The organism is Bacillus sp. ChL18 (genome assembly GCF_026241425.1).
In the GTDB taxonomy this organism is placed as follows: domain Bacteria; phylum Bacillota; class Bacilli; order Bacillales; family Bacillaceae; genus Bacillus; species Bacillus velezensis.
Map to the genome: position 1 here is coordinate 273,265 of NZ_JAPHWE010000003.1, position 26,395 is coordinate 299,659.

At 40.4% G+C, this 26,395-nt stretch carries 27 protein-coding genes, 7 tRNA genes and 8 pseudogenes; 34 read left to right on the forward strand and 8 right to left on the reverse strand.

What is annotated here, in order from left to right; genetic code table 11:
* Window positions 1-159: 159 nt before the first annotated feature.
* From OQ477_RS17795 to OQ477_RS17855, 13 genes are all read left to right on the forward strand, one after another.
* Window positions 160-1,167, forward strand: coding sequence for a LolA family protein (locus OQ477_RS17795; protein WP_007410230.1), 1,008 nt, complete (start codon window positions 160-162; stop codon window positions 1,165-1,167).
* A 116-nt stretch (window positions 1,168-1,283) separates the two neighbouring features.
* Window positions 1,284-2,453 carry an alanine racemase gene (alr, locus tag OQ477_RS17800; RefSeq protein WP_265973393.1) on the forward strand — a complete coding sequence of 390 codons (1,170 nt, stop codon included), beginning with the start codon at window positions 1,284-1,286 and terminating at the stop codon, window positions 2,451-2,453.
* 119 nt (window positions 2,454-2,572) lie between these two features.
* Complete coding sequence (gene endB, locus OQ477_RS17805) at window positions 2,573-2,854, forward strand: type II toxin-antitoxin system antitoxin EndoAI (protein ID WP_003156188.1); 282 nt, start codon at window positions 2,573-2,575, stop codon at window positions 2,852-2,854.
* A gap of 5 nt (window positions 2,855-2,859) precedes the next feature.
* Window positions 2,860-3,210: a type II toxin-antitoxin system endoribonuclease NdoA gene (gene ndoA / locus OQ477_RS17810; RefSeq protein ID WP_003156187.1), complete on the forward strand. Its 351-nt coding sequence runs from the start codon at window positions 2,860-2,862 to the stop codon at window positions 3,208-3,210.
* A 117-nt stretch (window positions 3,211-3,327) separates the two neighbouring features.
* Window positions 3,328-4,149: an STAS domain-containing protein gene (locus OQ477_RS17815; protein ID WP_003156182.1), complete on the forward strand. Its 822-nt coding sequence runs from the start codon at window positions 3,328-3,330 to the stop codon at window positions 4,147-4,149.
* A gap of 4 nt (window positions 4,150-4,153) precedes the next feature.
* Complete coding sequence (gene rsbS, locus OQ477_RS17820) at window positions 4,154-4,519, forward strand: RsbT antagonist protein RsbS (protein ID WP_007609584.1); 366 nt, start codon at window positions 4,154-4,156, stop codon at window positions 4,517-4,519.
* Between the two features lie 2 nt (window positions 4,520-4,521).
* Window positions 4,522-4,923, forward strand: coding sequence for an anti-sigma regulatory factor (locus tag OQ477_RS17825; RefSeq protein ID WP_003156178.1), 402 nt, complete (start codon window positions 4,522-4,524; stop codon window positions 4,921-4,923).
* A gap of 11 nt (window positions 4,924-4,934) precedes the next feature.
* On the forward strand, window positions 4,935-5,942 hold the full coding sequence (locus OQ477_RS17830; RefSeq protein ID WP_007609589.1) for a PP2C family protein-serine/threonine phosphatase: 1,008 nt from the start codon (window positions 4,935-4,937) through the stop codon (window positions 5,940-5,942).
* Window positions 5,943-6,005: 63 nt separating this feature from the next.
* A complete protein-coding gene (locus OQ477_RS17835; protein ID WP_265973394.1) occupies window positions 6,006-6,335 on the forward strand; it encodes an anti-sigma factor antagonist in 330 nt (109 codons plus the stop codon).
* Window positions 6,332-6,814, forward strand: a complete 483-nt coding sequence (gene rsbW, locus OQ477_RS17840; protein WP_007609591.1) for an anti-sigma B factor RsbW — start codon at window positions 6,332-6,334, stop codon at window positions 6,812-6,814. The genes OQ477_RS17835 and rsbW overlap by 4 nt, the downstream gene beginning before the upstream one ends.
* Window positions 6,780-7,568: an RNA polymerase sigma factor SigB gene (sigB, locus tag OQ477_RS17845; RefSeq protein WP_003156171.1), complete on the forward strand. Its 789-nt coding sequence runs from the start codon at window positions 6,780-6,782 to the stop codon at window positions 7,566-7,568. Before rsbW ends, sigB begins: the two co-directional genes overlap by 35 nt.
* Window positions 7,568-8,170, forward strand: a complete 603-nt coding sequence (locus OQ477_RS17850; protein WP_007410234.1) for a PP2C family serine/threonine-protein phosphatase — start codon at window positions 7,568-7,570, stop codon at window positions 8,168-8,170. The genes sigB and OQ477_RS17850 overlap by 1 nt, the downstream gene beginning before the upstream one ends.
* 72 nt (window positions 8,171-8,242) lie before the next feature.
* On the forward strand, window positions 8,243-10,402 hold the full coding sequence (locus OQ477_RS17855; RefSeq protein WP_265973395.1) for a Tex family protein: 2,160 nt from the start codon (window positions 8,243-8,245) through the stop codon (window positions 10,400-10,402).
* 9 nt (window positions 10,403-10,411) lie between these two features.
* Here the strand turns inward: OQ477_RS17855 and cmpA are convergent, their stop codons facing one another.
* Window positions 10,412-10,525, reverse strand: coding sequence for a cortex morphogenetic protein CmpA (gene cmpA / locus OQ477_RS17860; RefSeq protein ID WP_003156164.1), 114 nt, complete (start codon window positions 10,523-10,525; stop codon window positions 10,412-10,414).
* 99 nt (window positions 10,526-10,624) lie between these two features.
* Between cmpA and OQ477_RS17865 the strand changes: the two genes are divergently transcribed.
* From OQ477_RS17865 to OQ477_RS17900, 8 genes are all read left to right on the forward strand, one after another.
* Entirely contained in the window at window positions 10,625-11,074 is a 450-nt protein-coding gene (locus tag OQ477_RS17865) for a SprT family protein (RefSeq protein ID WP_202735240.1), read from the forward strand.
* A gap of 136 nt (window positions 11,075-11,210) precedes the next feature.
* A tRNA-Asn gene (locus tag OQ477_RS17870) sits at window positions 11,211-11,285 on the forward strand.
* A 3-nt stretch (window positions 11,286-11,288) separates the two neighbouring features.
* Window positions 11,289-11,379: transfer RNA gene (locus tag OQ477_RS17875), tRNA-Ser, on the forward strand.
* Window positions 11,380-11,398: 19 nt separating this feature from the next.
* Window positions 11,399-11,473 (forward strand) — tRNA-Glu (locus tag OQ477_RS17880).
* Between the two features lie 11 nt (window positions 11,474-11,484).
* Window positions 11,485-11,559, forward strand: a tRNA-Gln gene (locus OQ477_RS17885).
* Between the two features lie 33 nt (window positions 11,560-11,592).
* Window positions 11,593-11,668: transfer RNA gene (locus tag OQ477_RS17890), tRNA-Lys, on the forward strand.
* 8 nt (window positions 11,669-11,676) lie between these two features.
* A tRNA-Leu gene (locus OQ477_RS17895) sits at window positions 11,677-11,758 on the forward strand.
* A 68-nt stretch (window positions 11,759-11,826) separates the two neighbouring features.
* Window positions 11,827-11,910, forward strand: a tRNA-Leu gene (locus OQ477_RS17900).
* Window positions 11,911-11,996: 86 nt separating this feature from the next.
* On the opposite strand, the pseudogene OQ477_RS17905 reads toward OQ477_RS17900, so the two are convergent.
* Window positions 11,997-12,083: pseudogene (locus OQ477_RS17905) on the reverse strand (hypothetical protein); the annotation flags it as partial.
* Between OQ477_RS17905 and OQ477_RS17910 the strand changes: the two are divergent.
* A pseudogene (locus tag OQ477_RS17910) lies at window positions 12,084-12,991 on the forward strand (lysozyme family protein); the annotation flags it as partial.
* 254 nt (window positions 12,992-13,245) lie between these two features.
* A complete protein-coding gene (locus tag OQ477_RS17915) occupies window positions 13,246-14,031 on the forward strand; it encodes a helix-turn-helix domain-containing protein (protein WP_265973396.1) in 786 nt (261 codons plus the stop codon).
* Between the two features lie 343 nt (window positions 14,032-14,374).
* Here the strand turns inward: OQ477_RS17915 and OQ477_RS17920 are convergent, their stop codons facing one another.
* The 3 genes from OQ477_RS17920 to OQ477_RS17930 all read right to left on the reverse strand — a co-directional run bounded on the left by OQ477_RS17920 (window position 14,375) and on the right by OQ477_RS17930 (window position 17,093).
* On the reverse strand, window positions 14,375-14,833 hold the full coding sequence (locus OQ477_RS17920; RefSeq protein ID WP_265973397.1) for an SMI1/KNR4 family protein: 459 nt from the start codon (window positions 14,831-14,833) through the stop codon (window positions 14,375-14,377).
* An 8-nt stretch (window positions 14,834-14,841) separates the two neighbouring features.
* Window positions 14,842-15,240: a hypothetical protein gene (locus OQ477_RS17925; protein ID WP_265973398.1), complete on the reverse strand. Its 399-nt coding sequence runs from the start codon at window positions 15,238-15,240 to the stop codon at window positions 14,842-14,844.
* 131 nt (window positions 15,241-15,371) lie between these two features.
* Complete coding sequence (locus OQ477_RS17930; RefSeq protein ID WP_265973399.1) at window positions 15,372-17,093, reverse strand: ribonuclease YeeF family protein; 1,722 nt, start codon at window positions 17,091-17,093, stop codon at window positions 15,372-15,374.
* A 479-nt stretch (window positions 17,094-17,572) separates the two neighbouring features.
* Between OQ477_RS17930 and OQ477_RS17935 the strand changes: the two are divergent.
* A pseudogene (locus OQ477_RS17935) lies at window positions 17,573-17,731 on the forward strand (lipoprotein); the annotation flags it as partial.
* Window positions 17,732-17,840: 109 nt separating this feature from the next.
* Here the strand turns inward: OQ477_RS17935 and OQ477_RS17940 are convergent.
* Complete coding sequence (locus tag OQ477_RS17940; protein WP_265973400.1) at window positions 17,841-18,254, reverse strand: MarR family winged helix-turn-helix transcriptional regulator; 414 nt, start codon at window positions 18,252-18,254, stop codon at window positions 17,841-17,843.
* A gap of 401 nt (window positions 18,255-18,655) precedes the next feature.
* On the opposite strand from OQ477_RS17940, the gene OQ477_RS17945 reads away from it, so the two are divergent.
* Both OQ477_RS17945 and OQ477_RS17950 read left to right on the forward strand, forming a co-directional pair.
* A complete protein-coding gene (locus OQ477_RS17945) occupies window positions 18,656-18,958 on the forward strand; it encodes a DoxX family protein (protein WP_265973401.1) in 303 nt (100 codons plus the stop codon).
* A 127-nt stretch (window positions 18,959-19,085) separates the two neighbouring features.
* Entirely contained in the window at window positions 19,086-19,619 is a 534-nt protein-coding gene (locus tag OQ477_RS17950; protein ID WP_265973402.1) for a VOC family protein, read from the forward strand.
* A gap of 84 nt (window positions 19,620-19,703) precedes the next feature.
* Here OQ477_RS17950 and OQ477_RS17955 read toward each other — a convergent pair whose 3' ends face one another.
* The gene (locus OQ477_RS17955; RefSeq protein ID WP_265973403.1) at window positions 19,704-20,750 is read right to left on the reverse strand and encodes an NADH:flavin oxidoreductase/NADH oxidase; all 1,047 of its coding nucleotides are present in this window, start codon (window positions 20,748-20,750) and stop codon (window positions 19,704-19,706) included.
* A 442-nt stretch (window positions 20,751-21,192) separates the two neighbouring features.
* Between OQ477_RS17955 and OQ477_RS17960 the strand changes: the two are divergent.
* The 8 genes and pseudogenes from OQ477_RS17960 to OQ477_RS17995 form a co-directional block, all read left to right on the forward strand.
* Window positions 21,193-21,349: pseudogene (locus OQ477_RS17960) on the forward strand (tetratricopeptide repeat protein); the annotation flags it as partial.
* Entirely contained in the window at window positions 21,306-21,434 is a 129-nt protein-coding gene (locus tag OQ477_RS17965) for a hypothetical protein (RefSeq protein WP_223204396.1), read from the forward strand. The pseudogene OQ477_RS17960 and the gene OQ477_RS17965, both read left to right, overlap by 44 nt.
* Window positions 21,391-21,530: pseudogene (locus OQ477_RS17970) on the forward strand (IS1595 family transposase); the annotation flags it as partial. The gene OQ477_RS17965 and the pseudogene OQ477_RS17970, both read left to right, overlap by 44 nt.
* A gap of 725 nt (window positions 21,531-22,255) precedes the next feature.
* Window positions 22,256-22,622: pseudogene (locus tag OQ477_RS17975) on the forward strand (BCCT family transporter); the annotation flags it as partial.
* 38 nt (window positions 22,623-22,660) lie between these two features.
* Window positions 22,661-24,064, forward strand: a complete 1,404-nt coding sequence (locus OQ477_RS17980) for an MFS transporter (protein WP_101670030.1) — start codon at window positions 22,661-22,663, stop codon at window positions 24,062-24,064.
* A 332-nt stretch (window positions 24,065-24,396) separates the two neighbouring features.
* A pseudogene (locus OQ477_RS21090) lies at window positions 24,397-24,718 on the forward strand (MarR family winged helix-turn-helix transcriptional regulator); the annotation flags it as partial.
* A gap of 160 nt (window positions 24,719-24,878) precedes the next feature.
* Window positions 24,879-25,231 (forward strand): annotated as a pseudogene (locus tag OQ477_RS17990) (cystatin-like fold lipoprotein); the annotation flags it as partial.
* Between the two features lie 125 nt (window positions 25,232-25,356).
* Complete coding sequence (locus OQ477_RS17995; RefSeq protein WP_007609622.1) at window positions 25,357-25,782, forward strand: MaoC family dehydratase; 426 nt, start codon at window positions 25,357-25,359, stop codon at window positions 25,780-25,782.
* A 262-nt stretch (window positions 25,783-26,044) separates the two neighbouring features.
* Here the strand turns inward: OQ477_RS17995 and OQ477_RS18000 are convergent, their stop codons facing one another.
* Complete coding sequence (locus OQ477_RS18000; RefSeq protein WP_012116882.1) at window positions 26,045-26,386, reverse strand: MmcQ/YjbR family DNA-binding protein; 342 nt, start codon at window positions 26,384-26,386, stop codon at window positions 26,045-26,047.
* Between the last annotated feature and the right edge of the window lie 9 nt (window positions 26,387-26,395).

A 26,395-nucleotide genomic window follows, 5' to 3' on the forward strand; every position in this document is an offset into this window, starting at 1 on the left:
ATATTAGCCGGAACCCCTTCATATATTTGATAGTGCATTAAGGGAGACAAGTTGTTTGAGGCTTTTATGGTACGCGTCCGTCCGTTCAGGGCGTACCGTTAAAGTCAAACAAGCGATTTCTTCCCTTTACATCAATTGAGAAGAAGGGGTTGAAAAAAGGTGAGAAAAAGCTTTGTTTTGCTTTTAACGGGACTGCTTGCCGTCCTTATTCTTTCGGCCTGCGGCCAAAAATCACAGGAAGATATCGTGAACGGTTTAGATAAGAAGGCGAAAGAATACACCTCGTACAAAGCGAAAGCCAAAATGACCATCGAAACGGGGAGTGATCCGCAAGTATACAATGTGGAAATCTGGCATAAAAAACCTTCCCTGTACCGGGTCTATTTGGAAAATCCGAAAAAAGACCAAAACCAAGTCATCTTACGGAACGCCAACGGAGTCTTTGTCCTCACGCCGTCTCTAAATAAGAGCTTCCGCTTCCAAAGCGACTGGCCGAATAACAGCAGCCAAGTATATTTGTTTGAGTCACTTGTAAAGGACGTGCAGCATGACAAAGACGCCGTCTATTCCGCCAAAGATAAAAAGTACACGTTTGAAACAAAAACAAACTATCAGCACAACAAAATGCTGCCGACTCAGGAAATCACTTTCAACAAAAAGGACATGAGCCCATCGCTCGTCAAAGTCATGGATACAGACCGGAAAGTGATGGTAAAAGTCGAATTCAAAAGCTTTGAATTCAACAAGCCGTTTGATAAAGACTCTTTTGACGAGAAGAAAAATATGACGCTTTCCCAGATGGACGTCGCCACAAGCGCCAAACCGTCTGATTCATTTGCGGTCAAAACACCGCTTCAAGTGCCGGCCGGCGTCAAAAAGCTTGAAGAGAAAGATATTTCAACGGCGGACGGCAAACGGATCGTCATGACTTACGGCGGAGAAAAATCATTCACCCTTATTCAAGAAAAAGCCCATATCGCAAAAGCCGCCTCTGCCGTCACGCTGAAAGGCGAACCGGTTAATCTCGGCTTCACGGTGGCCGCATTATCTGATACGTCTTTAACGTGGACATATGACGGAGTGGATTATCTTCTGTCATCACAGGATCTGACAAAAGATGAAATGGTGGCCGCCGCCAAAAGCATGCAGGGACAGTCGTCAAAATAACGTCAAAAAAGAGGCCGCCGCTGTCGGTCTCTTTTTTGATTCCATTTCACTTTGCAGAATAATTTTAGTATGATAATAACAATATGAATTGAAAATAATGCTAGGAAGTGTATCGAATGAACACAGCATCCTTTTACAGAGAAACGTGGGCGGAAATCAACCTGTCCGCGATTAAAGAAAATGTCACGCATATGAAAAAACACATCGGGCAAAACGTCCATCTCATGGCGGTTGTAAAGGCGAACGCTTACGGCCACGGAGATTTGGAAGTTGGGAAAGCCGCGCTTGAAGCGGGTGCCTCTTGTCTTGCCGTAGCCATACTGGATGAAGCGATTTCATTGAGAAAACGGGGCATTACAGCGCCGATTCTCGTGCTTGGCGCCGTGCCGCCCGAATATGTACAAGCAGCTGCCGAGTATGACGTAACACTCACGGGATATTCTGTTGAATGGCTTCAGGAAGCCGCGCGCCACCTCGGAAGTGCAACAGTGCCGTTCCACCTGAAAGTCGACACCGGCATGAACAGACTCGGAGTCAAAACGGAGGAAGAAATCCAAAGCGTGTTAAAAATCCTCGGTCAAAATCCCGGTTTAGTCTGTAAAGGCGTATTCACCCATTTTGCTACCGCGGATGAGAAAAACAGAGATTATTTCCTCTTCCAGTTTGACCGCTTTAAAAAATTGATCGCTCCGCTTCCTTTAAAAGAATTGATGGTGCACTGCGCGAACAGCGCTGCCGGACTTCGTCTTAAAAAAGGCTTTTTTAACGCGGTTCGTTTCGGCATCAGTATGTACGGGCTTCGTCCTTCTGCTGACATCCAAAGCGAAATTCCGTTTCAATTAAAGCCGGCTTTTGCGCTGCACTCTGTTTTATCCCATGTGAAAAAGATCCGCAAAGGGGAAAGCGTCAGCTACGGCGCAACATATACGGCAGAGAAGGATCAATGGATCGGAACGGTTCCCATCGGCTATGCGGACGGGTGGCTCCGCAAGCTGAGCGGCACGTCTGTGCTGATCGGAGGCAAACGGATGAACATCGCGGGAAGAATCTGCATGGATCAATTGATGGTCGAATTAGATCAATCTTATCCGCCGGGCACCAAAGTCACCCTGATCGGCAGCCAGAAGGAAGAAACGATCACGATGGATGAAATCGCAGGGCGGCTTGAGACGATTAATTACGAGGTCCCTTGTACCATTAGTTCCCGCGTTCCCCGTATGTTTTTGGAAAATGAGAGTATAATGGAAGTAAGAAATCCTTTACTGCAAGATAATACAAACAAGTAGCCGTCATCCGGAAAAAGAGAATTTATAAAACAGCTTTGCTTGACGTTTGAATAATGGTATCATTATGTCTGGATGGATGTATTGGTCGTATCCGTAAGTTTGGTGGAGGTGTATGTTTTTTGTCTGAATCCAGCGCAAGAACCGAAATGAAAATCAGCTTGCCCGAAAACTTAGTAGCTGAATTGGATGGTGTAGCGATGCGGGAGAAACGAAGCAGAAACGAACTGATATCACAAGCAGTGAGAGCGTATGTCAGCGAACGGACAACTCGCCATAACCGTGATTTGATGAGACGCGGGTATATGGAAATGGCGAAAATCAACTTGAATATCTCTTCTGAGGCTCACTATGCTGAGTGCGAAGCAGAAACGACCGTTGAGCGCTTAGTCAGCGGAGGATAATCATTTTGATTGTAAAGCGCGGCGATGTTTATTTTGCTGATTTATCTCCTGTTGTTGGCTCAGAGCAAGGCGGCGTACGCCCGGTTTTAGTGATCCAAAATGATATCGGAAATCGCTTTAGCCCGACTGCTATTGTTGCAGCCATAACAGCCCAAATACAGAAAGCGAAATTACCAACCCACGTCGAAATTGATGCAAAACGCTACGGTTTTGAAAGAGATTCCGTTATTTTGCTGGAGCAAATTCGGACGATTGACAAGCAAAGATTAACGGATAAAATAACTCATCTGGATGATGAAATGATGGATAAGGTTGATGAAGCCCTGCAAATCAGTTTGGCACTCATTGATTTTTAGTCATATTTTGGTTGCTCATAAAGAGCAACTTTTTTTGTTTTCGAAAAACATAAGCGCTATAATAAAGAGATAATCAAACAAAATTTGTTGTTTTGTGTCGGGAGGTCAGTGAAACCCATGTCGAATCAGAAAGTGTATCAGTTCATCATTGATCAGCATGATGAACTGCTTGATACTTGGACAGCCAAACTAAAAGAAGTAGGCAATCAGGAAGACTATCAGCTTACGAATCACATATGTGAAAATATTTGTAAAGACTATATAGACATTCTTTTATTATCGACTAAAAATGACGAGGCCACGGAAGAGCAGATCAGTGAACTCGCACTGCGCGCCGTTCAGCTCGGCCTGTCACTGAAACTTCTTTCAGCCACCCTGTCAGAGTTTTGGAAACTGCTTTACGAAACGATGGTCGACCTTAATATGGCCGATCAGGACAGAGCAGATTTGATTTTGGAAATAGACAGCTTTTTCAATCCGATCAACACGGAAATCTTAAATCAGTATTCTATCTCCTGGGAAAAAACGGTTACTTTGCAAAAAATCGCGCTTCAGGAATTGTCGGCTCCGCTGATCCCGGTATTTGAGCATGTAACGGTCATGCCGCTTGTCGGGACGATTGATACGGAGCGTGCAAAGCACATTATGGAAAATCTGTTAAACGGCGTCGTGAAGCACCGTTCACAGGTTGTATTAATTGATATCACGGGCGTGCCGGTCGTTGATACGATGGTGGCGCACCATATTATCCAGGCATCGGAAGCGGTGCGGCTTGTCGGCGCGAAATGCCTGCTCGTCGGAATCCGTCCGGAAATCGCGCAGACGATCGTTAATCTGGGAATTGATTTGTCGCAGGTTATTACGAAGAATACCCTTCAAAAAGGAATTCAAACAGCGCTTGAAATGACAAATCGAAAAATCGTTTCATTGGGGGAATAACATTGTGAGACATCCAAAAATCCCGATCCTGAAACTGTATAACTGCTTATTGGTATCCATCCAATGGGAACTTGACGACCAGACAGCTTTGCATTTTCAAGAAGATCTGCTGAACAAAATCTATGAAACCGGCGCAAACGGGGTCGTCATTGACCTGACATCCGTTGACATGATCGATTCATTTATCGCGAAAGTGCTCGGCGATGTCATCACCATGTCTAAATTGATGGGCGCAAATGTCGTATTGACGGGAATTCAGCCGGCTGTGGCGGTCACATTGATTGAACTCGGAATCTCACTTGAGGAAATCGAAACAGCGCTCGATTTAGAGCAAGGGCTTGAGACATTGAAGCGGGAATTGGGGGAATAGCGATGAACGACCAATCCTGTGTGAAAATCATGACAGAATGGGATATCGTAGCCGCCAGACAGCTTGGCCGCAACGTTGCGAAGGAATTAGGCTTCGGCACGGTGGACCAGGCCAGAATCACGACGGCTATCTCAGAATTGGCCAGAAACATTTACTTATATGCAGGCAAGGGCCAGGTCAGCATAGAACAAGTAAACGACAGAGGGAAAAAAGGCCTTAAAATTATAGCAGAAGACAAAGGACCCGGAATCCCCGACATCCGTAAAGTGATGGAAGACGGCTTTTCAACGTCAGGCGGACTGGGAGCGGGCCTTCCGGGCGTCAAAAGGCTGATGGACGAATTCAGCCTGCAATCTGTTGCAGAGGAAGGAACAGAGATTCAAGCCGTGAAATGGCTTCGGTAGGAGGTTAGAACGTGGATTTCAGGGAGGTTATAGAGCAGCGGTATCATCAGCTGCTTAGCCGATATATAGCCGAATTAACAGAAACATCTTTATATCAAGCCCAAAAATTCAGCCGAAAAACGATTGAACATCAGGTTCCTCCGGAGGAGATCATCAGCATCCACCGAAAAGTAGTAAAGGAACTGTATCCGGATCTGCCGGAAGATGTTTTTCATTCGCTGGATTTTTTAATAGAAGTCATGATTGGCTACGGGATGGCTTATCAGGAACATCAAAGTCTGAGAGATATCCAGCAGGAGCTTCGTTCAGAAATTGAAATTGCCGCAAATGTTCAGCAGACGCTGCTTGGCACAAAAATTCCTGAAGAAGAAGACCTGGATATCGGGGCAATCAGCGTCCCCGCCAAACAAATGAGCGGGGACTATTATCACTTTGTCAAAGACAAGGAATCGATTAACATCGCGATAGCCGATGTCATCGGAAAAGGAATACCCGCCGCATTGTGCATGTCGATGATCAAGTATGCCATGGACTCTCTTCCGGAGACCGGCATTCACCCCTCCCAAGTGCTGAAAAATCTTAACCGCGTTGTAGAACAGAACGTGGACTCAAGCATGTTTATCACCATGTTTTACGCAAACTACAATACGAAAAATCACCAATTTACATATGCCTCTGCGGGGCATGAACCGGGCTTCTACTACTCTGAAAAAGAAAAAAAGTTTTATGATCTGGAGGCAAAAGGATTGGTGCTGGGAATTTCTCAGGATTTTGATTACAGCCAATATGAACAGCACATGGACGAAGGAGACATGATCGTTCTTTTTTCTGACGGCGTCACCGAATGCCGTACCGAAAACGGTTTCTTAGAACGCAGCGACATTCAGCGCATGCTGGAAGAACATATGGACTGCTCCGCGCAGGATATGGTCAAAAATATTTACGACAGCCTGCTGAGACTCCAGGACTTTCAGCTTCATGACGATTTTACGTTAATTGTTTTGAAAAGAAAGGTTTAAAAAAACAGCAGCACGGGTAAAAAGCCATTAGCACGAGTAAGGATAACTTTCAGAGGTGATACGATGAATTTAACGGTAGATATGATCGAGAATCTTTCAGATATACAAATCAATATCGCTGGAGAAATCGATGTATACTCAGCTCCGGTGGTTCGTGAAAAGCTGATGCCCCTGGCAAACGAGGGGAAGGACATGAGAATCTGCTTAAAAGATGTAAATTATATGGACAGTACGGGTTTAGGCGTTTTTGTAGGCGTGTTTAAAACGGTGAGCAAGGAAGGCGGCTCTCTGAAGCTTGAGAATCTTTCCGACCGGCTCGTCCGTCTGTTTGAAATTACGGGGCTTAAGGACATCATCGACATTTCGGCAAAGTCAGAAGGTGGCGTGCAATGAGTACATCAGTTGATTATATAGAGATGAAAATTCCGGCCGAACCGGAATATGTAGGAATCGTCAGGCTTACGTTATCAGGGGTCGCAAGCAGAATGGGCTATACTTATGATGACATTGAAGATTTAAAAATCGCTGTCAGCGAAGCTTGTACAAACGCTGTCCAGCATGCATACAACGATGAAAATAAGGGAGAAGTATCCGTGCGGTTCGGTGTGTTTGAGGATCGGCTGGAGGTCATTGTCGCCGATCAGGGAGACAGCTTTGATTTTGATCAGAAGCAGCAGGATCTCGGGCCGTACACACCTTCGCACACAGTCGATCAATTGTCAGAAGGAGGGCTCGGTCTGTATTTAATGGAAACGCTCATGGATGAAGTCAAAGTTCAAAGCAACTCTGGCGTAACCGTGGCGATGACAAAGTATTTAAATGGGGAGCGAGTTGATCATGGCACAACCATCAAAAACTACGAAACTAACTAAAGATGAAGTTGATCGGCTCATACGCGACTTTCAAACACATGATAATAAAGAAGCCCAGGAAACACTCGTCGAGGTGTATACCAATCTCGTCGAAATGCTGGCAAAGAAATATTCAAAAGGAAAAAGCTTTCATGAAGACCTCCGCCAGGTCGGGATGATCGGACTTCTCGGAGCCATTAAACGGTATGATCCCGAGGTCGGCAAATCCTTTGAAGCATTTGCGATTCCGACCATCATCGGCGAGATCAAACGCTTCCTCAGAGATAAAACATGGAGCGTACACGTCCCGAGACGGATTAAAGAACTCGGGCCGCGCATTAAAATGGCGGTGGATCAGCTGACGACAGAGACGCAGCGGTCGCCGAAAGTCGAAGAAATCGCAGCCTTTCTCGATGTGTCAGAAGAGGAAGTGCTTGAAACGATGGAGATGGGAAAAAGCTATCAGGCGCTGTCTGTCGATCACAGCATCGAAGCGGATGCGGACGGAAGCACCGTCACGATTTTAGATATCGTCGGGTCGCAGGAGGAAGGATACGAACGCGTCAACCAGCAGATGATGATCAAAAGCGTGCTTCATGTGCTGTCCGACCGCGAAAAACAGATTATCGATCTAACATTTGTGCAAAATAAAAGCCAAAAAGAAACAGGGGACATTCTCGGAATATCTCAAATGCACGTCTCGCGCCTGCAGCGGAAAGCGGTGAAAAAACTGAGAGAGGCCTTGATTGGAGATCCCTCCATGGAGCTAATGTAATGATTCAGGTTGAAGAAAATGAACATGTTCAAACTCTTGTATACCAATTAAATAAAGAAGGCAAGTCCATATGCGGCGACAGCTTTTTTATGAAGGCGAATGAAGAAGAATTAGTTTGCGCGGTAGCGGACGGTCTCGGCAGCGGATCTCTTGCCAACGAATCCTCGTCAGCCATTAAAGACATCGTGGAAACGTATGCGGATGAGGATGTGGAGAGCATCATTGAGCGCTGCAATCAAGCGATGAAAAACAAAAGAGGGGCGACTGCCTCCATCTTAAAAATCAATTTCATCAAAAGGGAATTGACATACTGCTCGATCGGCAATGTCCGTTTCTTCCTGCACTCCCCATCAGGCGAAGTCTTTCATCCGCTGCCGATTTCGGGTTACCTCTCAGGCAAACCGCAAAGATACAAAACGTATACGTCATCATACGAAAAAGGGGCGAGGTTCATCATCTACACGGATGGGCTTGAGGTTCCGCATATCCGCACCTGCTTAAAGCAGGGACACTCAATAGAAGATATATCAAAATCACTTCATCCGTACACAACATCCAGACGTGATGATTTGACCTATATTCTAGGGCAGCTTTTATCGTAAGGCTGCTTTTTTTATGTTCCGCCGTTTTTTGATACACTAGAGAAAGAATGAAGAGATGGAGGCTTTTGTGATATGGAAACGTTAGCCCTTTTGAAAAAACAAATTGCTGAAGAAACAGCGTTATCCCAAAAACATGTCGAAAGTGTCATCCGCCTGCTGGAAGACGGCAATACCGTCCCGTTTATTGCGCGGTACCGAAAAGAGCAGACCGGCTCAATGGACGAGGTGCAGATTCAGGCAATCTCCGAGCGGTGGCAATACATACAAAACCTGACGCAGCGGAAAGAAGAAGTCATCAGATTGATCTCTGAGCAGGACAAGCTGACGGAAGGGCTGAAGCAAAAAATCGAACAAGCGGTCAAGCTTCAGGAAGTCGAGGATTTATACCGTCCCTTCAAACAAAAACGGAAAACAAAAGCCACCGTCGCCAAAAGCAAAGGCCTTGAACCGCTTGCGGACTATATTCTTTCTCTCCCGAAAGAAAACCGCCTTCACGACATCGCTGATCAATATATCAGTGCAGAAAAAGAAGTCGCTTCAAGAGAGGAAGCCATCGAAGGCGCGAAGCACATCATAGCCGAACAAATCTCGGATGATCCTCATTTCAGAAAGTGGATTCGCCAGGAAACGTATAAAAAAGGAATTCTCACTTCCGCAACAGGCAAGTCAGCCGCAGATGACGAGAAAAACGTCTATGAAATGTACTACGAGTACGAAGAGCCGATCCAAAAGGTCGTTCCTCACAGAGTGCTTGCGATGAACCGCGGTGAAAAAGAAGGCATTTTAAAGATTGCGATCGAACCGCCCGCCGATCAGATAAAAGCTTATTTAGAAAAGCAAATCATCAAACACCGTGAAACGCCTGTGAAAGAAACGCTGAAAGAAGCCATTGAGGACGGGTACAAACGCCTGATCCAGCCGGCTATTGAGCGCGATATCCGCAAAGAGCTGTCAGAAAAAGCAGACGCGCAGGCGATTCATATTTTCGCTGAAAACCTGCGTAAGCTCCTGCTGCAGCCGCCGATGAAGGGGAAAGTTGTGCTCGGCGTCGATCCGGCCTTCCGTACGGGGTGCAAACTGGCAGTTGTTGATGAGACGGGAAAAGTGTTGAAAATCGACGTCATTTACCCGCACGCTCCTGTAAAAAAGACAGCGGAAGCCCGAAAAAAAATCAAAGAATTGCTGGACCGGTACGAAGTCGAGGTTGTGGCGATCGGAAACGGCACGGCATCACGGGAGACAGAGCAATTCGTCGTTGATGTGCTGAAAGAAACAGAGCGGGACATTTATTATGTCATCGTCAATGAGGCCGGAGCAAGCGTGTATTCCGCGTCAGAAATCGCCCGTGAAGAATTTCCGGATTTTCAGGTCGAAGAGCGCAGCGCCGTCTCCATCGCGCGGAGGTTGCAGGACCCGCTGGCCGAGCTTGTAAAAATTGATCCTAAATCCGTCGGCGTCGGGCAATACCAGCATGATGTCAGCCAAAAGCATTTAAATGAATCACTCCGTTTTGTCGTAGAGACCGTCGTCAACCAAGTCGGGGTGAATGTCAATACAGCATCAGCCGCGCTGCTTCAATATGTAGCCGGGTTATCCAAAACCGTTGCCGGTAATATCGTTAAAAAAAGGGAAGGGCTCGGAAAATTTACAAATCGCAAAGAGCTGAAAGAAATCCCGCGTCTCGGCGCAAAAACATATGAACAGTGCATCGGCTTTTTGAGAGTGCCCGGAGGACCGGAGCCGCTCGACCGCACCGGAATACACCCGGAAAGCTATAAAGAGACAAAGGCGCTGCTCAAAAAACTGCAGCTCACTGCGGATCAGATCGGAAGCGCGGACGCAAAAGAGAAAATAAGCGCATTGCCGCTGTCTGAAACGGCTGAAGAGCTTGGTATAGGGGAAATTACGCTTGCGGATATTTGCGGGCAGCTGACAAGGCCGGAGCGAGATCCTCGTGACGAAGTGCCGAAGCCTTTGCTGAAAAAAGACGTTCTGCAGCTTGAGGATTTAAAGGAAGGAATGGAATTGCAGGGCACCGTCCGCAACGTTGTAGACTTCGGCGCTTTCGTCGATATCGGCGTCAAGCAGGACGGGCTTGTGCACATTTCAAAACTGAGCAATCAATACGTCAAACATCCTCTCGACATCGTATCGGTCGGGGACATCGTCACCGTATGGGTCGAAGGCGTGGACGTGCAAAAAGGCAGAGTGTCGCTGTCTATGGTAAAATAAAAGCACTGCTTACGAGCAGTGTTTTTTTCTGTAGAAATACCAGCACTGGTTCAGCAGTTTGATTTGGTAATTGTCCTTTTCTAAAAACGCTTTTTGCATTTGTTTCATCAGCCAATTCGGCATGGCTCATTCCTCCTCAGCTTTTAGTTAGAGGTCGGTTTTAACTCATTGTATGCGAACGGTGAATTGTCCCGTTCAATGTTTTTAAAGCGGGGTGCACATATGGATAACGAACAACTTCAAAAGCTGACGGAAGACATCTCTGCACAAGATTTCGGAAAGCCGTTCCGTCACCGGGCCTTTTTCAATGACCGGCTGAAAACGACAGGCGGGCGGTACATGCTGTCTTCCCATAACATCGAATTAAACCGAAAATATCTTCTCGAACACGGTCAGAGCGAGCTGGAAGGAATCATTAAACACGAGCTGTGCCATTACCACCTTCACCTTGAAGGAAAAGGGTACAAGCACAGAGACAAGGACTTCAGAGAACTGCTTCAGAAAGTCGGAGCGCCGAGATTCTGCACGCCGCTGCAAACCAAAAAGACACAAAAGAAAACATATATGTATAGATGCGCGGCCTGCGGCCAACAGTATATAAAGAAGCGGGCAATGAACCCGGAAAGATATGCCTGCGGAAAATGCAGAGGGAAAATCAAAAGAATTTTTTAAAAAGGCTTGACTCACTTTAATGTTCTATGTTAAATTATAAAAGTCGTTGAGAAACAACGACACTTTCTCAAAAAAAATAAATGTTGCTTCTTGACACAATATGTCGCATCATTTATAATGAAGAAAGTCTGATTATTCCACAGTAGCTCAGTGGTAGAGCTATCGGCTGTTAACCGATCGGTCGCAGGTTCGAATCCTGCCTGTGGAGCCATATGGAGAAGTACTCAAGTGGCTGAAGAGGCGCCCCTGCTAAGGGTGTAGGTCGCGTAAGCGGCGCGAGGGTTCAAATCCCTCCTTCTCCGCCAGATAAGTTCTCAACCAGACGGCCCGTTGGTCAAGCGGTTAAGACACCGCCCTTTCACGGCGGTAACACGGGTTCGAATCCCGTACGGGTCACCATTTACCTTCGTTGGGCTATAGCCAAGCGGTAAGGCAACGGACTTTGACTCCGTCATGCGTTGGTTCGAATCCAGCTAGCCCAGCCATTTTATTTAAAAATTTTGAATCACTTTTAGAGCGAGCCATTAGCTCAGTTGGTAGAGCATCTGACTTTTAATCAGAGGGTCGAAGGTTCGAGTCCTTCATGGCTCACCACTTGTCACGCGGGTGTGGCGGAATTGGCAGACGCGCTAGACTTAGGATCTAGTGTCTTACGACGTGGGGGTTCGAGTCCCTTCACCCGCACTTTCTTTTCAAAGTGCTGATCATCATCACTAGCTTATATGCTTAGTGGAAAGACAGCTTCATAGCACGCGGTCGTGGCGGAATGGCAGACGCGCTAGGTTGAGGGCCTAGTGGGTGAATAACCCGTGGAGGTTCAAGTCCTCTCGGCCGCATCTCAATGATACCAAGGGTTGTAGACCCCTGGTATTTTTTTATGCTCTCTTTTATTTTTAAGGTTTACTCCTTTTTACTCCACTTGTTAGAATAATTCATCCAGCTTATCAGCAGTTTCTTTTTGTTTATTAGGAAAGAGATGACCATAAACATCGATTGTTGTTTTGATTGAATGACGATTTCAAGAGAAAATCAAGTCGGGGACGATTTTATAGGCGGTGGGGATGGCGAATATGAAACAGTTGGAATTGCCCCGGAAGTGGAACGATTTAGAGCAGTATTTGAGAAATATGCCCGTCAAGAAGGCGTTTTTGACCAAGTGAATATTATTATGGCGCTCACCATGCAAGAAATTGGTGGGCGTTCTTTAGATATCATGCAAGGTTCCGAAAGTATCGGCTTACTCCCAACTCCATAACTGGCCCAGAACGTTCGATTGAAGTAGGCATTAAACATTTTAAGAAGGTTTTTAACCAGACTGGCGGTGATGTTCGTTTAACCTTACAGGGATACAACTTTGGTTCTGGATTTATAGACTATGTGAAAAAGAATGGTGGGAAATACACAAAGAAATTGGCACTTGATTTCAGCCGATTGCAAGCTTTTAAAATGGGCTGGAAAAGCTACGGTGACCCAAGTTATGTTGACCATGTCATGAGGTATGTGAAAGGCTTTGATAAAAATGTGAAGCCTGTTAATGGTTCTATGGATTTCTATGAAACGGTTATGAAAGAAGCTTTGAAATATGAAGGGCAACCGTATGCCTGGGGTGGTTCAAACCCGAAAACTGGATTTGATTGTTCAGGCCTTGTTCAGTGGTCTTTCGCCAATGCCGGAATTACTCTTCCAAGAACAGCACAGGAACAACATGGGGCAACAAAGAAAATAAGTGAAAAAGAAGCGACTGCGGGCGACTTGGTGTTCTTTGGCGGCACATATGAAGGAAAAGCCATTACTCACGCCGGCATCTATGTAGGCAATGGAAGAATGTTTAATTCAAATGACAGTGGAATCGAATATTCTGATCTGAAATCAGGTTACTGGAGAGAGCACCTTGTATCTTTTGGACGCATTAAATAATTAGGAATTACAAGTATTATAGGGTAAATAAAAAGTGGAAAAGAATTTATTGTTTATCTATACTTAAGAAGGAAAAGGAATTAGGTGTTTAATTTTGAAAACATTTACTTATCAAAGACATAATCATAATAGGGATAAAACACACGGTTTAACACCGTTGCAACCGTAAGTTGACAAAGTGCATTTGCTGGAAGATAGAACGGAGAGCGCTGTTTTCATACAATGTAGTCATCAAAGTAAAGGAGTTCTTAAATATGACATTTGGTGAAAAACTTTTTAAGCTGCGAAAAAAAAAGGGTCTGTCACAGGAAGCTTTAGCAGAGAAAGTAAACACGACAAGGCAGGCGATTAGTAAGTGGGAAAATGGGCAAGGGTTTCCTGAAACAGAAAAGCTTCTAATGATTGGAAACATTTTCGAAGTATCAATTGATTATTTGTTAAAAGACTCTGCTGAACCTCATCCCGATAACAAAGAAGGATATTATGTAAGCAGAGAAATGGCAGACGGCTTTTTATTGCATCAACGCAAAGTTTTCAAGTATGTATCTTTCGGACTGAGCATGCTTATTTTTTCCACAGTCCCTTATTTGGTTTTTAAACAAGAACCAGCTATTTATACACTCCTTATCATTATTATAGCAGTACTCGGCATTGGAGTTATTGTGACAGGAATGATTACGGAAGAAGATAAATATAAGGTACTCAAGAAAGAGGCTCTGATTTTTGATCAAAATCATCATAAAGAGCTGACAGCGAGATATAAAGATATTAAAAGAAGGTATGCTGCTATCATGGTCGTTGGAGTTTGTTCTATTGTAGCAGGCGTAATTCCTTTTCTTCTTGAAAGAAAACATATAGCCTCAGGTTTAATTGCCTACTATCCAGTTTGTGTAGTTTTGATAGCTGTAGGTGTCTATATCTTGATTCGTACCTTGCCAATCATAGAGGCATATCAAATAATGGTGAAAAACGAAGAGTATATAAATAGATTCGGCTTTAAGCTTAGTAAGAGAGTGAGAAAAAGAATGGATAATATCTAATGAAAGAGCCTAAAAAGGTTCTTTTTTCATTATGAAAGAAAAAAGATAAAGCTCAGCATGATTTTTTTGATTGGTAGAATACATTCAGCCAATGACATATGATCTTATTAGTGGGTTATTTCAAGCCTCGTCGCGTGCCCATTTACTGCCCAGAATTAACAACAAATCATGAAAATCAGTGTAAATGAAATAACTTAATGCTATAAATAAAGGCTTTTGTAAATGAAGATATGATTTTACTAAGTTGAGGGTCTAGCTTAGAAAACCATACCAAAACATCTCGGTATGGTTTTTTATATTATATTATTCAATCCCAAAAACAACTTTATTTGGAATGAGAAGATTATTCTTTCCAACCCTCATCTTCGTCAAAATCCTCTTTACCTTTTTTAAGTTGCTGAAGAAGAAATTCAAGAAAACTATTTGCAGCAGTATAACCATATCCTTCATGGTTGTCCCAAAGGATAACAGGACATTCTCCATCAACCATTTTATTTGTATCAAGACAATAAGAGAATTCATCTATATACTCAATAACAACAAGACCTGGTATAAGATTGTAGAACGTTCTGTATTCTTTGGTTTGTTCTACAACTTCAGCTCCATGAGAGTCATAACCGAGTATCATAGTCCCGAACACGCCTCCTGAACCATACTCAGTTAAAAACCACTTATAACTGTCTGGTAGGGTTACTTTGAGATCTTTTTCTATCTCTTTAATATGTTTGTCAGTGACGCCTCCAGTAAGAATTGAATATTCTTTATTCTCATCAAAGAATTTTTTCACTCTAGAGTAATTCACATTTAGCCTCACACACATTTGATTTTGGTTTGCAATTCATCGATCTTATTGAGTTCGTAGTCATAATCACAGCTTTCTTCTAAAACAGAAATCATAGTTTCAAAGAAACCTTTTGCATTTTTTAAGAGTGTTTCAAAAAAATCAAGTTTCGGCAGTAATACTTTTTGTTTTTCATCAATTTCAAATAACAACATATCATTCGTTATTGATTTCATTTTCAATAGAAGTGGTTGATCCGGAAAATAAGTTTCGCTTTCTCCTGTTTCAATAGTTTCTTCAATTAAATTCAAAAAATAAGCCCATAATTGGTCAATCAAGTCCCACATCGTGACATCAAGCAATTCTTGTTCACCATATTTTAAAATAATCGCTCCTGATAAATAGTTTGGGTCTAACTGTGAGCTCATGTTCTTAAGTTCCCCTATATTGTTAAGTGGTACAAAGTAATCGTCGACATTATTTTTTAAGACTGAAAGATCCTTTATCTTCTTATTTGGCTTGAGAATTAATGATTGTATATAAAACATTCTTACCTCTCCTATTTTTCCGGATAGAATTGACCTACTCTTCCTTTTTGAAAGCCTACAACATATTGCTGATCCTTATACGTTCCTCTAATTTGATAACTGAATTTTGTTCCTTTTTGTACTAACTCTTCACGGTTTTGTTTCATGATTGATTCTATCGCATCTGCAACATCGCTAACAGTCATCTCTTTATTGAGAAAAGATTGACGAGACTTAACTGAGCCATCCCATAAACTAGGATGATGGCGCTCTAAAATATGCTTCATTCCACGTTTATCAATGAGAAATGATTGTCCTCCAAAAATGTATTTCCTGCTTTGAAAAGTCTCTAATTCGTTTACAACTTCATGCGGCTTTGCTTTTTTTATACCATGTGTAGCAGACTGGTTCTTAAAAACTTCAAGTGCAGAGTTTTTATAACTCTCCCCATCAATTGTGTTGAAAGGAAAAGTTCCTGAACCGCCAGCCATTGCATATTGTTGTTCAAAAACATTTGGTATTTTAACGTATTCAATACCTTTTTTTATTCCTGCTTTTGAAACTTCGAGCGTCTTAATTGCAGCAACTTTTGAACCGGCTTTTGCAACTTTGGATACTTTATCAATACCCTTTGGACCAACTATTGCAAGAACAACAGTGCTGCCGACATAGGACACCCATTTTGCCCTGCTGTAGCTATCTCCATTAATCATATCACGTTGGAAAGTGTCTTCTATGTCTTTTGCTATGATCTTATAAGTATCGATTGGATGTAAGACGGCGTTCACCGTTCCAGAAAGCGTTTCAATAGGGTGCATTGCAAGTTGATAGAGACCCATCACGGTATCTTTACCTGCTTCATACATTCCAACTGCAATACCTTTTCCGATTTCGGCTTTTTGTTGAAGTTCTTCGAGCTGGCGGAAATAAACTTTTTGGTCAGGCTCCAAATTTTCGTATCCAATTTTTTCAGCAATTTTTAAATACTCGTCAGGATCTGTTACATTTACAAGCTGTTTTTTCAAATCTTTAATTTCGCGTTGTTTAGCTTCCTCTTTTTTGAGCTTTAAATAAGCTTCAGACCGCTTTTCGATATCGCCTTTTTTCTTATGTATGTCACTGTCGCGATATGCCTTGGCATTATAGTGAATGGGTGTAGCATTTTTGCCCTTACCTGTTGACTCCTGTAACTTTTGAAAGTCTGCTTTAATGAATTGTTCGTTAGGTTCAGTCATTGCATATTCAGTTTTTAAGTGTTCGTCCACATCGTCTATTTTATCAACCGTCTTTTTCCGTTTGTTTTCGGCAGAAGAGAGCTCATCCTTAAAAGTCTCTGTTGAAAATAAATCAAGTGGAAGAATGTCATCGATGTCATTCAGAATGTCTTTCATTGCTTTCTTCTGCTCGGACATCATTGCTTGTGATTTTCTATATGCGTTTGCCAGTTCGTGTTCTAAGAAGGATTCTTCGATATATGCATCAGATAAGCTGGCATCTTCCAGAATACCGGAGATACTAGTAAGGAAAGCAATTTTCATATCAATGAAATCAATCCATTGATCAGCTACCCCGGAGTGATCGTGAAAAAATGCTTTAATATTGTTTGCTCCCTTCCCAGAGAACTCACTATCATCAAGATCAGCAACAGCCTTAAAAGCTTTTTTCAAATTAATCATTTGATTTTTCAATTCTTTATAATCTTTTGCGCGGTTTTCAGCTTCAGATAACAAAGACTTTGCTTCAAATACCTTCATTGTCCAATCCTTTCAGCAAGTTTATATCTAAATATTACCATGTATAGGATGTGAAATTCGATAAAAAGTTGAAGAAGAGGTAATGAATTGAACGTAATGATTTTGGAGAAGTGGGGAATTAAGGGTGTTTTTTACTCACCAATTATTAACCATTATTCATTCAAACCTATAGAAATGATGTAAGGTGATGTTAGAAAGTGTAGTGAAAACAAGCTTTCATAATCAGTGATACGGATTTACAATGTTGAGGGCCTAGTGGGTGAATAACCCGTGGAGGTTCAAGTCCTCTCGGCCGCATCAATGATACCAAGGGTTTTGACACCCTTGGTATTTTTTTGTGTTTTATAAAAAATGTGTTTTGTGACCAAAAGTGTCCACTCACCGCTATCTCCTCATTCTTCTGCGGACTGTGTGCAGGGGAAATAAATCTTGCGAAACCTGTTTAAGTTGAAAGAGGATGGGATACTGATGACGTCAAAAGAGATAATACTGTAATACGTGTATATGATAGTGGGAAATATATTCAGTTAATTTTCTATAAAGATGGCTCGCTCAATTATTCCACGTATGATTACTATGAGAAGATGGGGAATGATTATGAAGAAGTTAAAGGAAAAGAAACAAAATTGGAAGAGTAGATTTTATGTCTGCTCTTTTTTTTGTTCATGAAAAATCCATTCCTAATTTGGTATATATAAGATAGCAACTAGTTAATTTGAAAAAAGAAAGGGAATTAATCCCCCTTCTCTATTCCAACAATGCCTCTATATTTGATATATCTTTTGGTAGTAAGAATTTATTTAGTGCTTCATTTATAGTCTTTATCATGGATTCCAATAAATCATTTCCCATTGCTGATAATACTATATATGCACTTCTTTTATCCTCTGTATAAGTTACTCGTGAGACGAGTTGGCCCTCTTTATAATTTTGCAATCTCGAAGCCATTCTCGACACTGCACTTAAGCTTAAATCCATCCTAGAATGAAGTTCTTGCAAACGAAGTTTTTTTTCATCAGCTTTAGAGAGAAGGTAGAGTAAAGAAAATTCTTTTATATCCAACTCATAATGTTTTTTCAAAATATAATCAATTGCCTTTGAAATTCTGTTGTGGTACTTAGAAAAATTGAACCATGTTTCAATTAATTCCTCGTTTTTCATAGTGCGCTCCTAACAATAATTATCTTACGATTAGAATACAACAATGAATTTAAAGCTGCAAATATAAAATAGGTTTACTCAACTTAAAAAAGGATAATATATAATTAAATACTTGCTTGCGCAAGCAAGTTTAAGGAGGTGTAAAATATGGATACAATACAATAAATTGTTCAAACCTTTTATCCTTCCAAATGGAGTGTCAGTCAATAATAGAATTAATGGTTCTTATGACAGCACAATCCGTCTTTTAAAAATGGAAGGAACTTTAGACGAACACAATGAAGAATCTAGGGAATGCATGCCTCTTATTAGTCGTAGGAAAAATTAAAACTCCTAATGAAGCTAATAAAGCATAGAATACTGGCGTTCCATTAATGCAGACAAAAAAAGAGGTGGGGATATTGAGTACAGCAATCTTGTTAGTACGTATTCTATTAGGATTAACTTTCATTGGACATGGATTACAAAAAACCACAGGTGGTTTTGGGGGAAATGGATGGAATAAGACTGTAGAGAGTTTTGCCAATATGAAATTAAAACCACCAAAGCTAATGGCTTTTTTTGCAGCATCTTCTGAAATTGTAGGGGGGGGGGTTGCTAACAATTGGTCTTTTTACACCTCTTGCTTCCCTTTTTATTATAGTTATCATGGCAGCAGCTATAATTACGGTAACAGGAAGAAATGGATATTGGATCAACAATAATGGTGCCGAATATAACATACTTATAATTACCGTATCAATCGCCATCATTATTATTGGACCAGGAATATATTCTTTAGATCATTTATTGTTTTAAATTTTTAAGTACTAGAAAGGTAGAGTGACTATTATGAGTAACATCATTAGAGGAATTGATCATATTGGCGTAACCGTTCCCGATATGGAAGTAGCGACTGAATTCTTTAGAAAAGCATTTGACGCTAAAGTAGCTTATGACTCAAAGAGGCCCGAAGAAGGAGCAATGGGTGGAGAAAAAATTGAAAAGATTCTCGGATTAAAAAAGGGATCAGAAGTAGTTCACATGAGAGTAGTTTCAATAGGAGAAAGTATTAGTATTGAGTTATTCCAATACCAAGGTATAGATCAAAAAAGACCGGCTAACCCAGATGATTTGGGTATTCAGCATTTTGCTGTATATGTAGATAATATGGAAGAGTCTATAGTAAAATTTGAACAAGCTGGGGGCCATTTATTTACCAAACCTACAAAAATCTTAAATGAAATAGAAGGAAATGATAAGACGAATCAATTTGTCTACGGATCAACTCCATGGGGATCGGTAATAGAGCTAATAACTTATCCAAACGGGATAGATTATCCAAATAATAGTGAAGCTAAAAGGTATACTCCTCCCCAGAGATAAATGCGATTAAAAAGACAACCTATCCTAATAGGATAGGTGTCTTTTTAATGTTCACCTAGAAAAAATAGATACATTAAAATAAAATTAGCGTATACCTCTGCTATATTGTACTGGCGGCGTAACTTTCTTTGAAATAGCTTTTATAGCATGTAATCCCCAGTAAGGATCATTTAGCATTCCTCTAGCGATTGCAACTAAATCAGCATCTCCATTTGCTAATGTTGCTTCTGCAACTTTAGGATCACTCAATTTCCCAACTGCTATAACGGGTGTTTGCAAAGCTTCTTTAAATGCACGGGCAAAAGGGACCTGATATGCAGGATGATTTGATGGCTTTCTCTTTCCAGGACGACCTTCTCCTCCACTTGATACGTGAAACACATCCACTCCTGCATTTTTGAACCGTTTAGCCATTTTTATGGCATGTTCAATATCATAACCGCCATCAATATATTCGATAGCTGATATTCTCATGATAAGTGGCATATCTGCAGGCATTACACTTTTGAGTGCCTTTATAACTTCTTCCCCAAAGAGTGCTAGGTCTTCTCCATACTCATCTGTACGATTATTGATGCTTGGTGACATAAATTGATGCAACAAATAACCATGAGCACCATGCAATTCAATTGTATCGAAACCTGCTTTTATTGCTCTCTCAGCAGCTTGTTTAAATTGCTGAACAGTTTCTTTCACTTCTTGGTTTGTTAAAGCTCTTGGGGGTTTAAGTTCACCATTTTTTGTTTCCTCTGGTAATACTTCTACGGGTATATCGGAAGCCCCTACAGGTTGATCGGCATCTTCTGCTTTTCTTCCTGCATGAGCTATTTGAATTCCAACCTTGGTGTCATACTTTTTTATTTCATTAACAAGTCGTTTGTAATGTGGTACTTGTTCATCTGACCAAAGACCAAGATCACCGTTCGTAATACGCCCCTCAGGAGTAACACTAGTCATTTCCATAATAATTAGGCCTGTTCCTCCGATTGCTCTTGAGACATAGTGAACAAAGTGCCAATCGTTAGGAATACCGTCTTCTTTCTCAACCGAGTATTGGCACATTGGAGCCATGACGATTCTGTTAATTAGTTCAAGATTTTTAATTTTGTAGGGTGTAGAAATTGTTACCAATGATATTCACTCCTTACAAATAATTTATTTGCTTGTGCACGCAAATAAAATTATAATATTTATCTCTCTAAGTCAATTTTTTTATCTCAGTAATGGTGTAAATGGATGTAATGAACAACATCAAATGCTTGAAATGACGGGGGGGGGGTAGCTAGTGATAAGCTTTCACTTTATTGAGGGCCCAGCGGGTGAATAATCCGTGGAGGTTCAAGTCCTCTCGGCCGCATCAATGATACCAAGGGTAATAAAGAGATCCTTGGTATTTTTTTGCGCTTATTTTTAAATGATCTACTGCCCACAATCTGCCCACTTACCTAAAGTAAGTCATCTGCAGTAGACATCGCACAAATATTTTCATTATTTATTGATAGTTACTAATGCCTCAAACTCCAATTTGCAAAAGCAGAGAAAGTGCTGCTAAGCATGGAAGAAAACCAAGATTTCGAGGAAAATGTTTGCTGATGTTGAAAATTTTTCGATTGAAGTCGCTGATTATTTTCATGAACGAGGAAGCTTAATGCTTTCTATGAAAAATTAAAAAAGGGGAGATTATTGATGAAAATCAGCCGGTGTCTATTGGCTGCAGTGATTTTAGGTAGTGTATTTTCAATAACTTATTTGCAAAGTGATCAAAATACTCAAACTATCTGGACAATACTTTGCTTGGTTCTTATTTGTCGATAGTCGCCGTAACGAAAGCACTAAACAACACATTAAAGAGATTCTTTTGATATGACGGACACATATGACAGTTTGCGATTGTCAAAATTCAATGTTTAATCCTTGTTCAACTTACCAAGTTCAGTTAAAAGTTTGTTAAAATTGTGATAAATGTATGAAAGGATTAAATGTTCATATCGAAACATTTGGATTACAGGGAAGGGGAAAAAAATACATGTCGATTTACCAAAAATAAAACCATTACCTAAGAAATGTTTCTTTATTTCCAGCTGGATTTAAAAAATAATTTTGTTAGGTGTCATGCAATAAATTCTATTGTCGGTGATTGGCCTGTTTAAATGCATCCATTATTTCATACCCGGTGCTACTTATTTCTGTTGTAGTCTGCATACTAATTAGTAGTTAAAGCAAGTCGAAAAGGTATACGAAATTCTTCATACAAATTAAAGTTTTGAATGAAAGAGCGGGATTACTCCTGCTCTTTTTCTTTCTAATTGGGCTGGATTAAACGCAGACGGTTATTCCTTGGGAAAAACAAAAAAATTTCTTCTATCCATTGACTAGCTGGGCTTTAGCCGGGTTTCTATCACCCTGTTGAGCTTGTCAGATTTTAAAAAGATATGGTACGTTTATAGTGTTTTGTTTCACCTGATTGTGGGGTAATAAAGATAGAATCAGTAAATAATTCTTAGGAACGACATCAATCTTATAATAAACATATTGGAAGACGTAATGGAAGAACTAAAATAAAGGTATAGGATACTTTGAAGAAATAAAAGTTTTTTTTCGATTGTGATAATATTCACAATAGAGCTGTATGAAGGGGAATCATTTCTCCAAATAGTCTGCAGAAAATACCAACCACAGCCCAAGGATATATCACTAACCGCTTTGGCTGGTATTATCTGTTGGATGTTTCTCTTTTTGTTGCTTTTTGTATTATTTTTAGTCCAATCGGCAAAAATAAGTTAAGGAAACCAGCGAAAAAACTGAATTTCATCCTTCTTTCCTGGTTTACAATGTTATTTAGCGCTGATATGGATATTAGTCTAGTCTTTTAAGGTACAGTTGAACCAATCATCCACTATGCCGTTAGCTCTCCATCAGGTGAAACAGAAACCCCCAGACTTTTAGAGAAGCATTACGCTATACATTCTGGGACTGCATGCTTGGACCGTTTATGCGCTTGTATAATGTGGATTTGATAATTAAGGAGTCGATATTATTAAATGAAGTTTAACAAGAAAAAAATTAACGTTGTAGACATTCAAAAAGCGAAGAAAAGCGTGTTTGCTACAGGGATAGGAAACGCGATGGAATGGTTTGATTTTGCTTTATATTCTTATTTGGCAGTTATTATTAGTAAAAACTTTTTCAGTCCAGTTCAAAACGATGAATTAAAGTTAATATTTACTTTTGCTACATTTGCAATTGCCTTCTTACTTAGGCCCGTAGGCGGAATTATTTTTGGTAAAATGGGTGATAAATTTGGTCGGAAAATAGTATTAACAATTACTATTTTAATGATGGCTTTATCTACTTTAATAATTGGTGTGCTTCCTACCTATGATCAGATTGGTGTATGGGCCCCTATATTATTACTCTTAGCTCGTATTCTGCAAGGTTTTTCTGTGGGTGGAGAGTACGCTGGTGCAATGGTATATATCGCAGAATCTTCTCCAGATAATAAGCGTATAAGGTTAGGCAGCGGTTTAGAAATCGGCACATTATCTGGTTATATAGTAGCTTCTGTTTTAGTTACAGTACTTTTCTGGACTTTATCTGATGTTCAAATGAATAGTTGGGGATGGAGAATTCCTTTCTTCTTAAGTATTCCAATAGGATTATTTGGTTTATATTTGAGAAGTCATTTAGATGAATCACCAATATTTGAAAGTGACATCTCTGAAAACCAAGAACAACAACCCGGTTTATTAGAAGTCATTAAAACATATAAAAAAGATATCTTTTTATGTATCGTATTTGTGGCATTTTTTAATATAACCAATTACCTATTGTTAGGTTATATGCCTTCTTATTTAGATGAGAACCTTGGTATAAGTGATAATATAAGTACACCGGTTACAGCAATTGTATTGATTATTATGGTACCGTTCGCTTTAACTTTCGGTAAACTAGGAGATAAATTAGGAAATAAAAAAGTTATATCAATTGGATTAGTATTAGGAATTGTATTTTCGATTATCTCTTTTCAATTTCTTAATATGGGGAATATAACATTCTTATTTATAGGACTTTTAATGTTAGGTATTGTATTATCTGTATACGAAGGCACTATGCCAGGATCTTTACCTACGTTGTTCCATACTGACATTAGATATCGTACATTATCCTGGACATTCAACTTATCAGTTTCTATTTTTGGTGGAACAACACCTTTAGTTGCTTCTTGGTTAACCCATGTGACAAGAAACAATTTGGCGCCGGGTTTCTATTTATTGGCAGTTAGTTTAATTGGCTTAATTGTTGTGTTAACCTTATTTAAAGATACTTCAGGTAAATCTTTAAAAGGTTCTTACCCAACAGTTGCTTCTAAAGCTGAGTTTCAAGAAGCTGTTGAAAATCCAAAAGATTCACTGTGGTGGAAAATGGAACAAACAGAAAAGGAATGAAAAAAACATCCATTTAATTGACCGGCTACTCGAAATACAGACTCAGAATAAGCTGGGATTATCCGAGCAGCAATGACTGCAGCTCTTTTATATTCTGGAGGGCTTACTGCTTTGCAAAAGCCGCGTTGCTATTTCGATCGTCATTATTTTATTGGTTGTGTCCTATTAATAAAACATTGACGCAAGAACGAAGAGAAATTAAAAGGTCCGAGCAATACAGCAAAATAAGAAGCAAGAAGCTTTGTTATGCCAGTTCTTCTCCCGAAGGAGAGCTGGCTTTTTATTTTCTATATGGGGTCCAAAGCAGAAAACGAGAACTTGTACGCTAATCACAGTATTTGGTTCTTCTTGTTTTATGGGAGAAGGAAAAAATATCTGTTAAAGGTTTAGGCGAAGAATTATATCTGGACTCCGGAACATTAACTCCAGTTTTAAAACGACTTGAGGAGCGAGGTCTTATTATAAGAGAGCGTTCAAAAGAGGATGAACGAAGTGTAATTATTACGTTAACAACTGAAGGGAATGAGTTTTAAAGAAAAAGTCACAATGATCCCTAATGCAGTATTTGATAAAACCGGTTGTAATGAAGAAGAAATTAAAAGTTATAACAAGGAAATTCGTAATTTACTTAACATGCTGACAACTGAGCAATAGTTTTATGAATATAGATGGCGGGCCCAGCGGGTGAATAACCCGTGGAGGTTCAAGTCCTCTCGGCCGCATCAATGATACCAAGGGTTTTGACACCATTGGTATTTTTTGTTTATAGAAATTTATCTGTTACTGTCCACTTACTTATAGTAGGTCGTATGATTTGTCAGTCACCTTCATCCTTCTGCTGACTGCGTGCGGCGGTAGTAAATATGATAATGCAATTAATGAAGTGATGAAGCAGGAGAAGAAAGTCAGAAAAGAAATGCGAGCAGATTCAGATGAGCACAAAAGAGATAACGCCATAATTCGTGTATATGGTGACGGGAAATATATTCAACTTGCGTTTTATCAGCCAGAAGAAAGTTCTCGTAGGCTGACTGCTTATTCTTATTATGAGAAGCTTGGATATTCTTATGAGGAAATGGCACATATGCCGGGTGATGGTGATGGCGACCGCCTTAGTCTTATAAGAAAACACCTGATTATAAAGAGGTTAAAGGCAAGGAAACAAAAACAATGTGCTTGTTCATTCCTGATAGGGGAACAATTGTTTTACCGTTAAGTTGTTGTGTGAGAGCCAGTATGTTAAAATGCTACGTAGATTTAATAATAAAGTTTAGATTCAAGGAGATTTATTTATGAAATTGGATGAATTCACCATCGGGCAGGTTTTTCAAACTAAATCTTTTGAATTAACAAAAGAGAATATAATGAATTTTGCAGAAGTGTATGACCCACAATACATGCATTTAAATGAAGAAAAAGCAAAAATGGGCAGATTTAATGGAATTATTGCTTCTGGAATACAAACGTTATCTATTACTTTTAAGCTTTGGATTGAAGAAGGGCGTCATGAAGACGATATTATTGCTGGGACAGGAATGAATAATATAAAATTCCTAGCACCCGTTTACCCTAATGATAAACTGCACACTATTGTTAAGGTTATTGATAAAAAACCAAATAAAAGCCAGACGGGGATACTTACTGTATTGTTATCTACCTATAATCAGAAAGAGGAAAAAGTGTTTGAAGGTGAGTTATCAGTATTAATTAAACGCTAAATGACCTTTGTGGCATATCATCGTCACCTTTCATTTTTTATAGGTGTCTGGATGAATTGAGCAATCATCTTAATTAATTGAGTGGACTTTGAGTCTGCTCTTTTTTATTTGTTCAACCTATGTCAAGAAACAAAGGACTAACAATAACGAAAAAATCATCTCGTAAATACGAATTTAAACATTGTTGCCTTGAGGTTTTTGCATATTCCTCTGTATCATTGCATCGGATGAATATCTATAATGAGCATTCTATCCTTCGATGTTATGTTTCCTTTTTACTTTTTGGTTTTGTCAGTTCAAAGCTGTACTTTACCATGTCATGGATTTGGTGCTCTGGGAGTCCCTCATCTAAGGTAAGAGTATTCCAATGCTCCTTGTTCATATGGTATCCGGGCTTGATTTCTTCAAACAGACCACGTAGAAAATCAGCCCTTTCAGGTTCGCATTTAAGGTTGACACATAAGTGTTCGTCGCGAGTGAAGATAAGTGCAAATATTTTCTTATTCCCTTTGTGACGAATTGCAGTCCAACCATCTCCGAAAGGATGGTCTTCATAAGAGTTTGGAAAGGTTAGGCAGTAATCTTTTATTCCATCATAATTCATTATCAATTC

Excerpts from the sequence above, each read along its gene's own strand:
- OQ477_RS17815 (WP_003156182.1), top strand. The coding sequence starts at position 3,328 with ATGTCGAATCAGAAAGTGTATCAGTTCATCATTGATCAGCATGATGAA.
- OQ477_RS17965 (WP_223204396.1), top strand. The coding sequence starts at position 21,306 with ATGAAAATCAGCCGGTGTCTATTGGCTGCAGTGATTTTAGGTAGTGTA.
- OQ477_RS17995 (WP_007609622.1), top strand. The coding sequence starts at position 25,357 with ATGAAATTGGATGAATTCACCATCGGGCAGGTTTTTCAAACTAAATCT.
- cmpA (WP_003156164.1), bottom strand. The coding sequence starts at position 10,525 with ATGCCGAATTGGCTGATGAAACAAATGCAAAAAGCGTTTTTAGAAAAG.
- OQ477_RS17850 (WP_007410234.1), top strand. The coding sequence starts at position 7,568 with ATGATTCAGGTTGAAGAAAATGAACATGTTCAAACTCTTGTATACCAA.
- alr (WP_265973393.1), top strand. The coding sequence starts at position 1,284 with ATGAACACAGCATCCTTTTACAGAGAAACGTGGGCGGAAATCAACCTG.
- rsbW (WP_007609591.1), top strand. The coding sequence starts at position 6,332 with ATGAGTACATCAGTTGATTATATAGAGATGAAAATTCCGGCCGAACCG.
- OQ477_RS17835 (WP_265973394.1), top strand. The coding sequence starts at position 6,006 with ATGAATTTAACGGTAGATATGATCGAGAATCTTTCAGATATACAAATC.
- OQ477_RS17915 (WP_265973396.1), top strand. The coding sequence starts at position 13,246 with ATGACATTTGGTGAAAAACTTTTTAAGCTGCGAAAAAAAAAGGGTCTG.
- OQ477_RS17940 (WP_265973400.1), bottom strand. The coding sequence starts at position 18,254 with ATGAAAAACGAGGAATTAATTGAAACATGGTTCAATTTTTCTAAGTAC.
- sigB (WP_003156171.1), top strand. The coding sequence starts at position 6,780 with ATGGCACAACCATCAAAAACTACGAAACTAACTAAAGATGAAGTTGAT.
- OQ477_RS17855 (WP_265973395.1), top strand. The coding sequence starts at position 8,243 with ATGGAAACGTTAGCCCTTTTGAAAAAACAAATTGCTGAAGAAACAGCG.
- OQ477_RS17925 (WP_265973398.1), bottom strand. The coding sequence starts at position 15,240 with ATGAGCTCACAGTTAGACCCAAACTATTTATCAGGAGCGATTATTTTA.
- OQ477_RS17865 (WP_202735240.1), top strand. The coding sequence starts at position 10,625 with ATGGATAACGAACAACTTCAAAAGCTGACGGAAGACATCTCTGCACAA.
- OQ477_RS18000 (WP_012116882.1), bottom strand. The coding sequence starts at position 26,386 with ATGAATTATGATGGAATAAAAGATTACTGCCTAACCTTTCCAAACTCT.
- OQ477_RS17950 (WP_265973402.1), top strand. The coding sequence starts at position 19,086 with ATGAGTAACATCATTAGAGGAATTGATCATATTGGCGTAACCGTTCCC.
- OQ477_RS17825 (WP_003156178.1), top strand. The coding sequence starts at position 4,522 with ATGAACGACCAATCCTGTGTGAAAATCATGACAGAATGGGATATCGTA.
- OQ477_RS17930 (WP_265973399.1), bottom strand. The coding sequence starts at position 17,093 with ATGAAGGTATTTGAAGCAAAGTCTTTGTTATCTGAAGCTGAAAACCGC.
- OQ477_RS17980 (WP_101670030.1), top strand. The coding sequence starts at position 22,661 with ATGAAGTTTAACAAGAAAAAAATTAACGTTGTAGACATTCAAAAAGCG.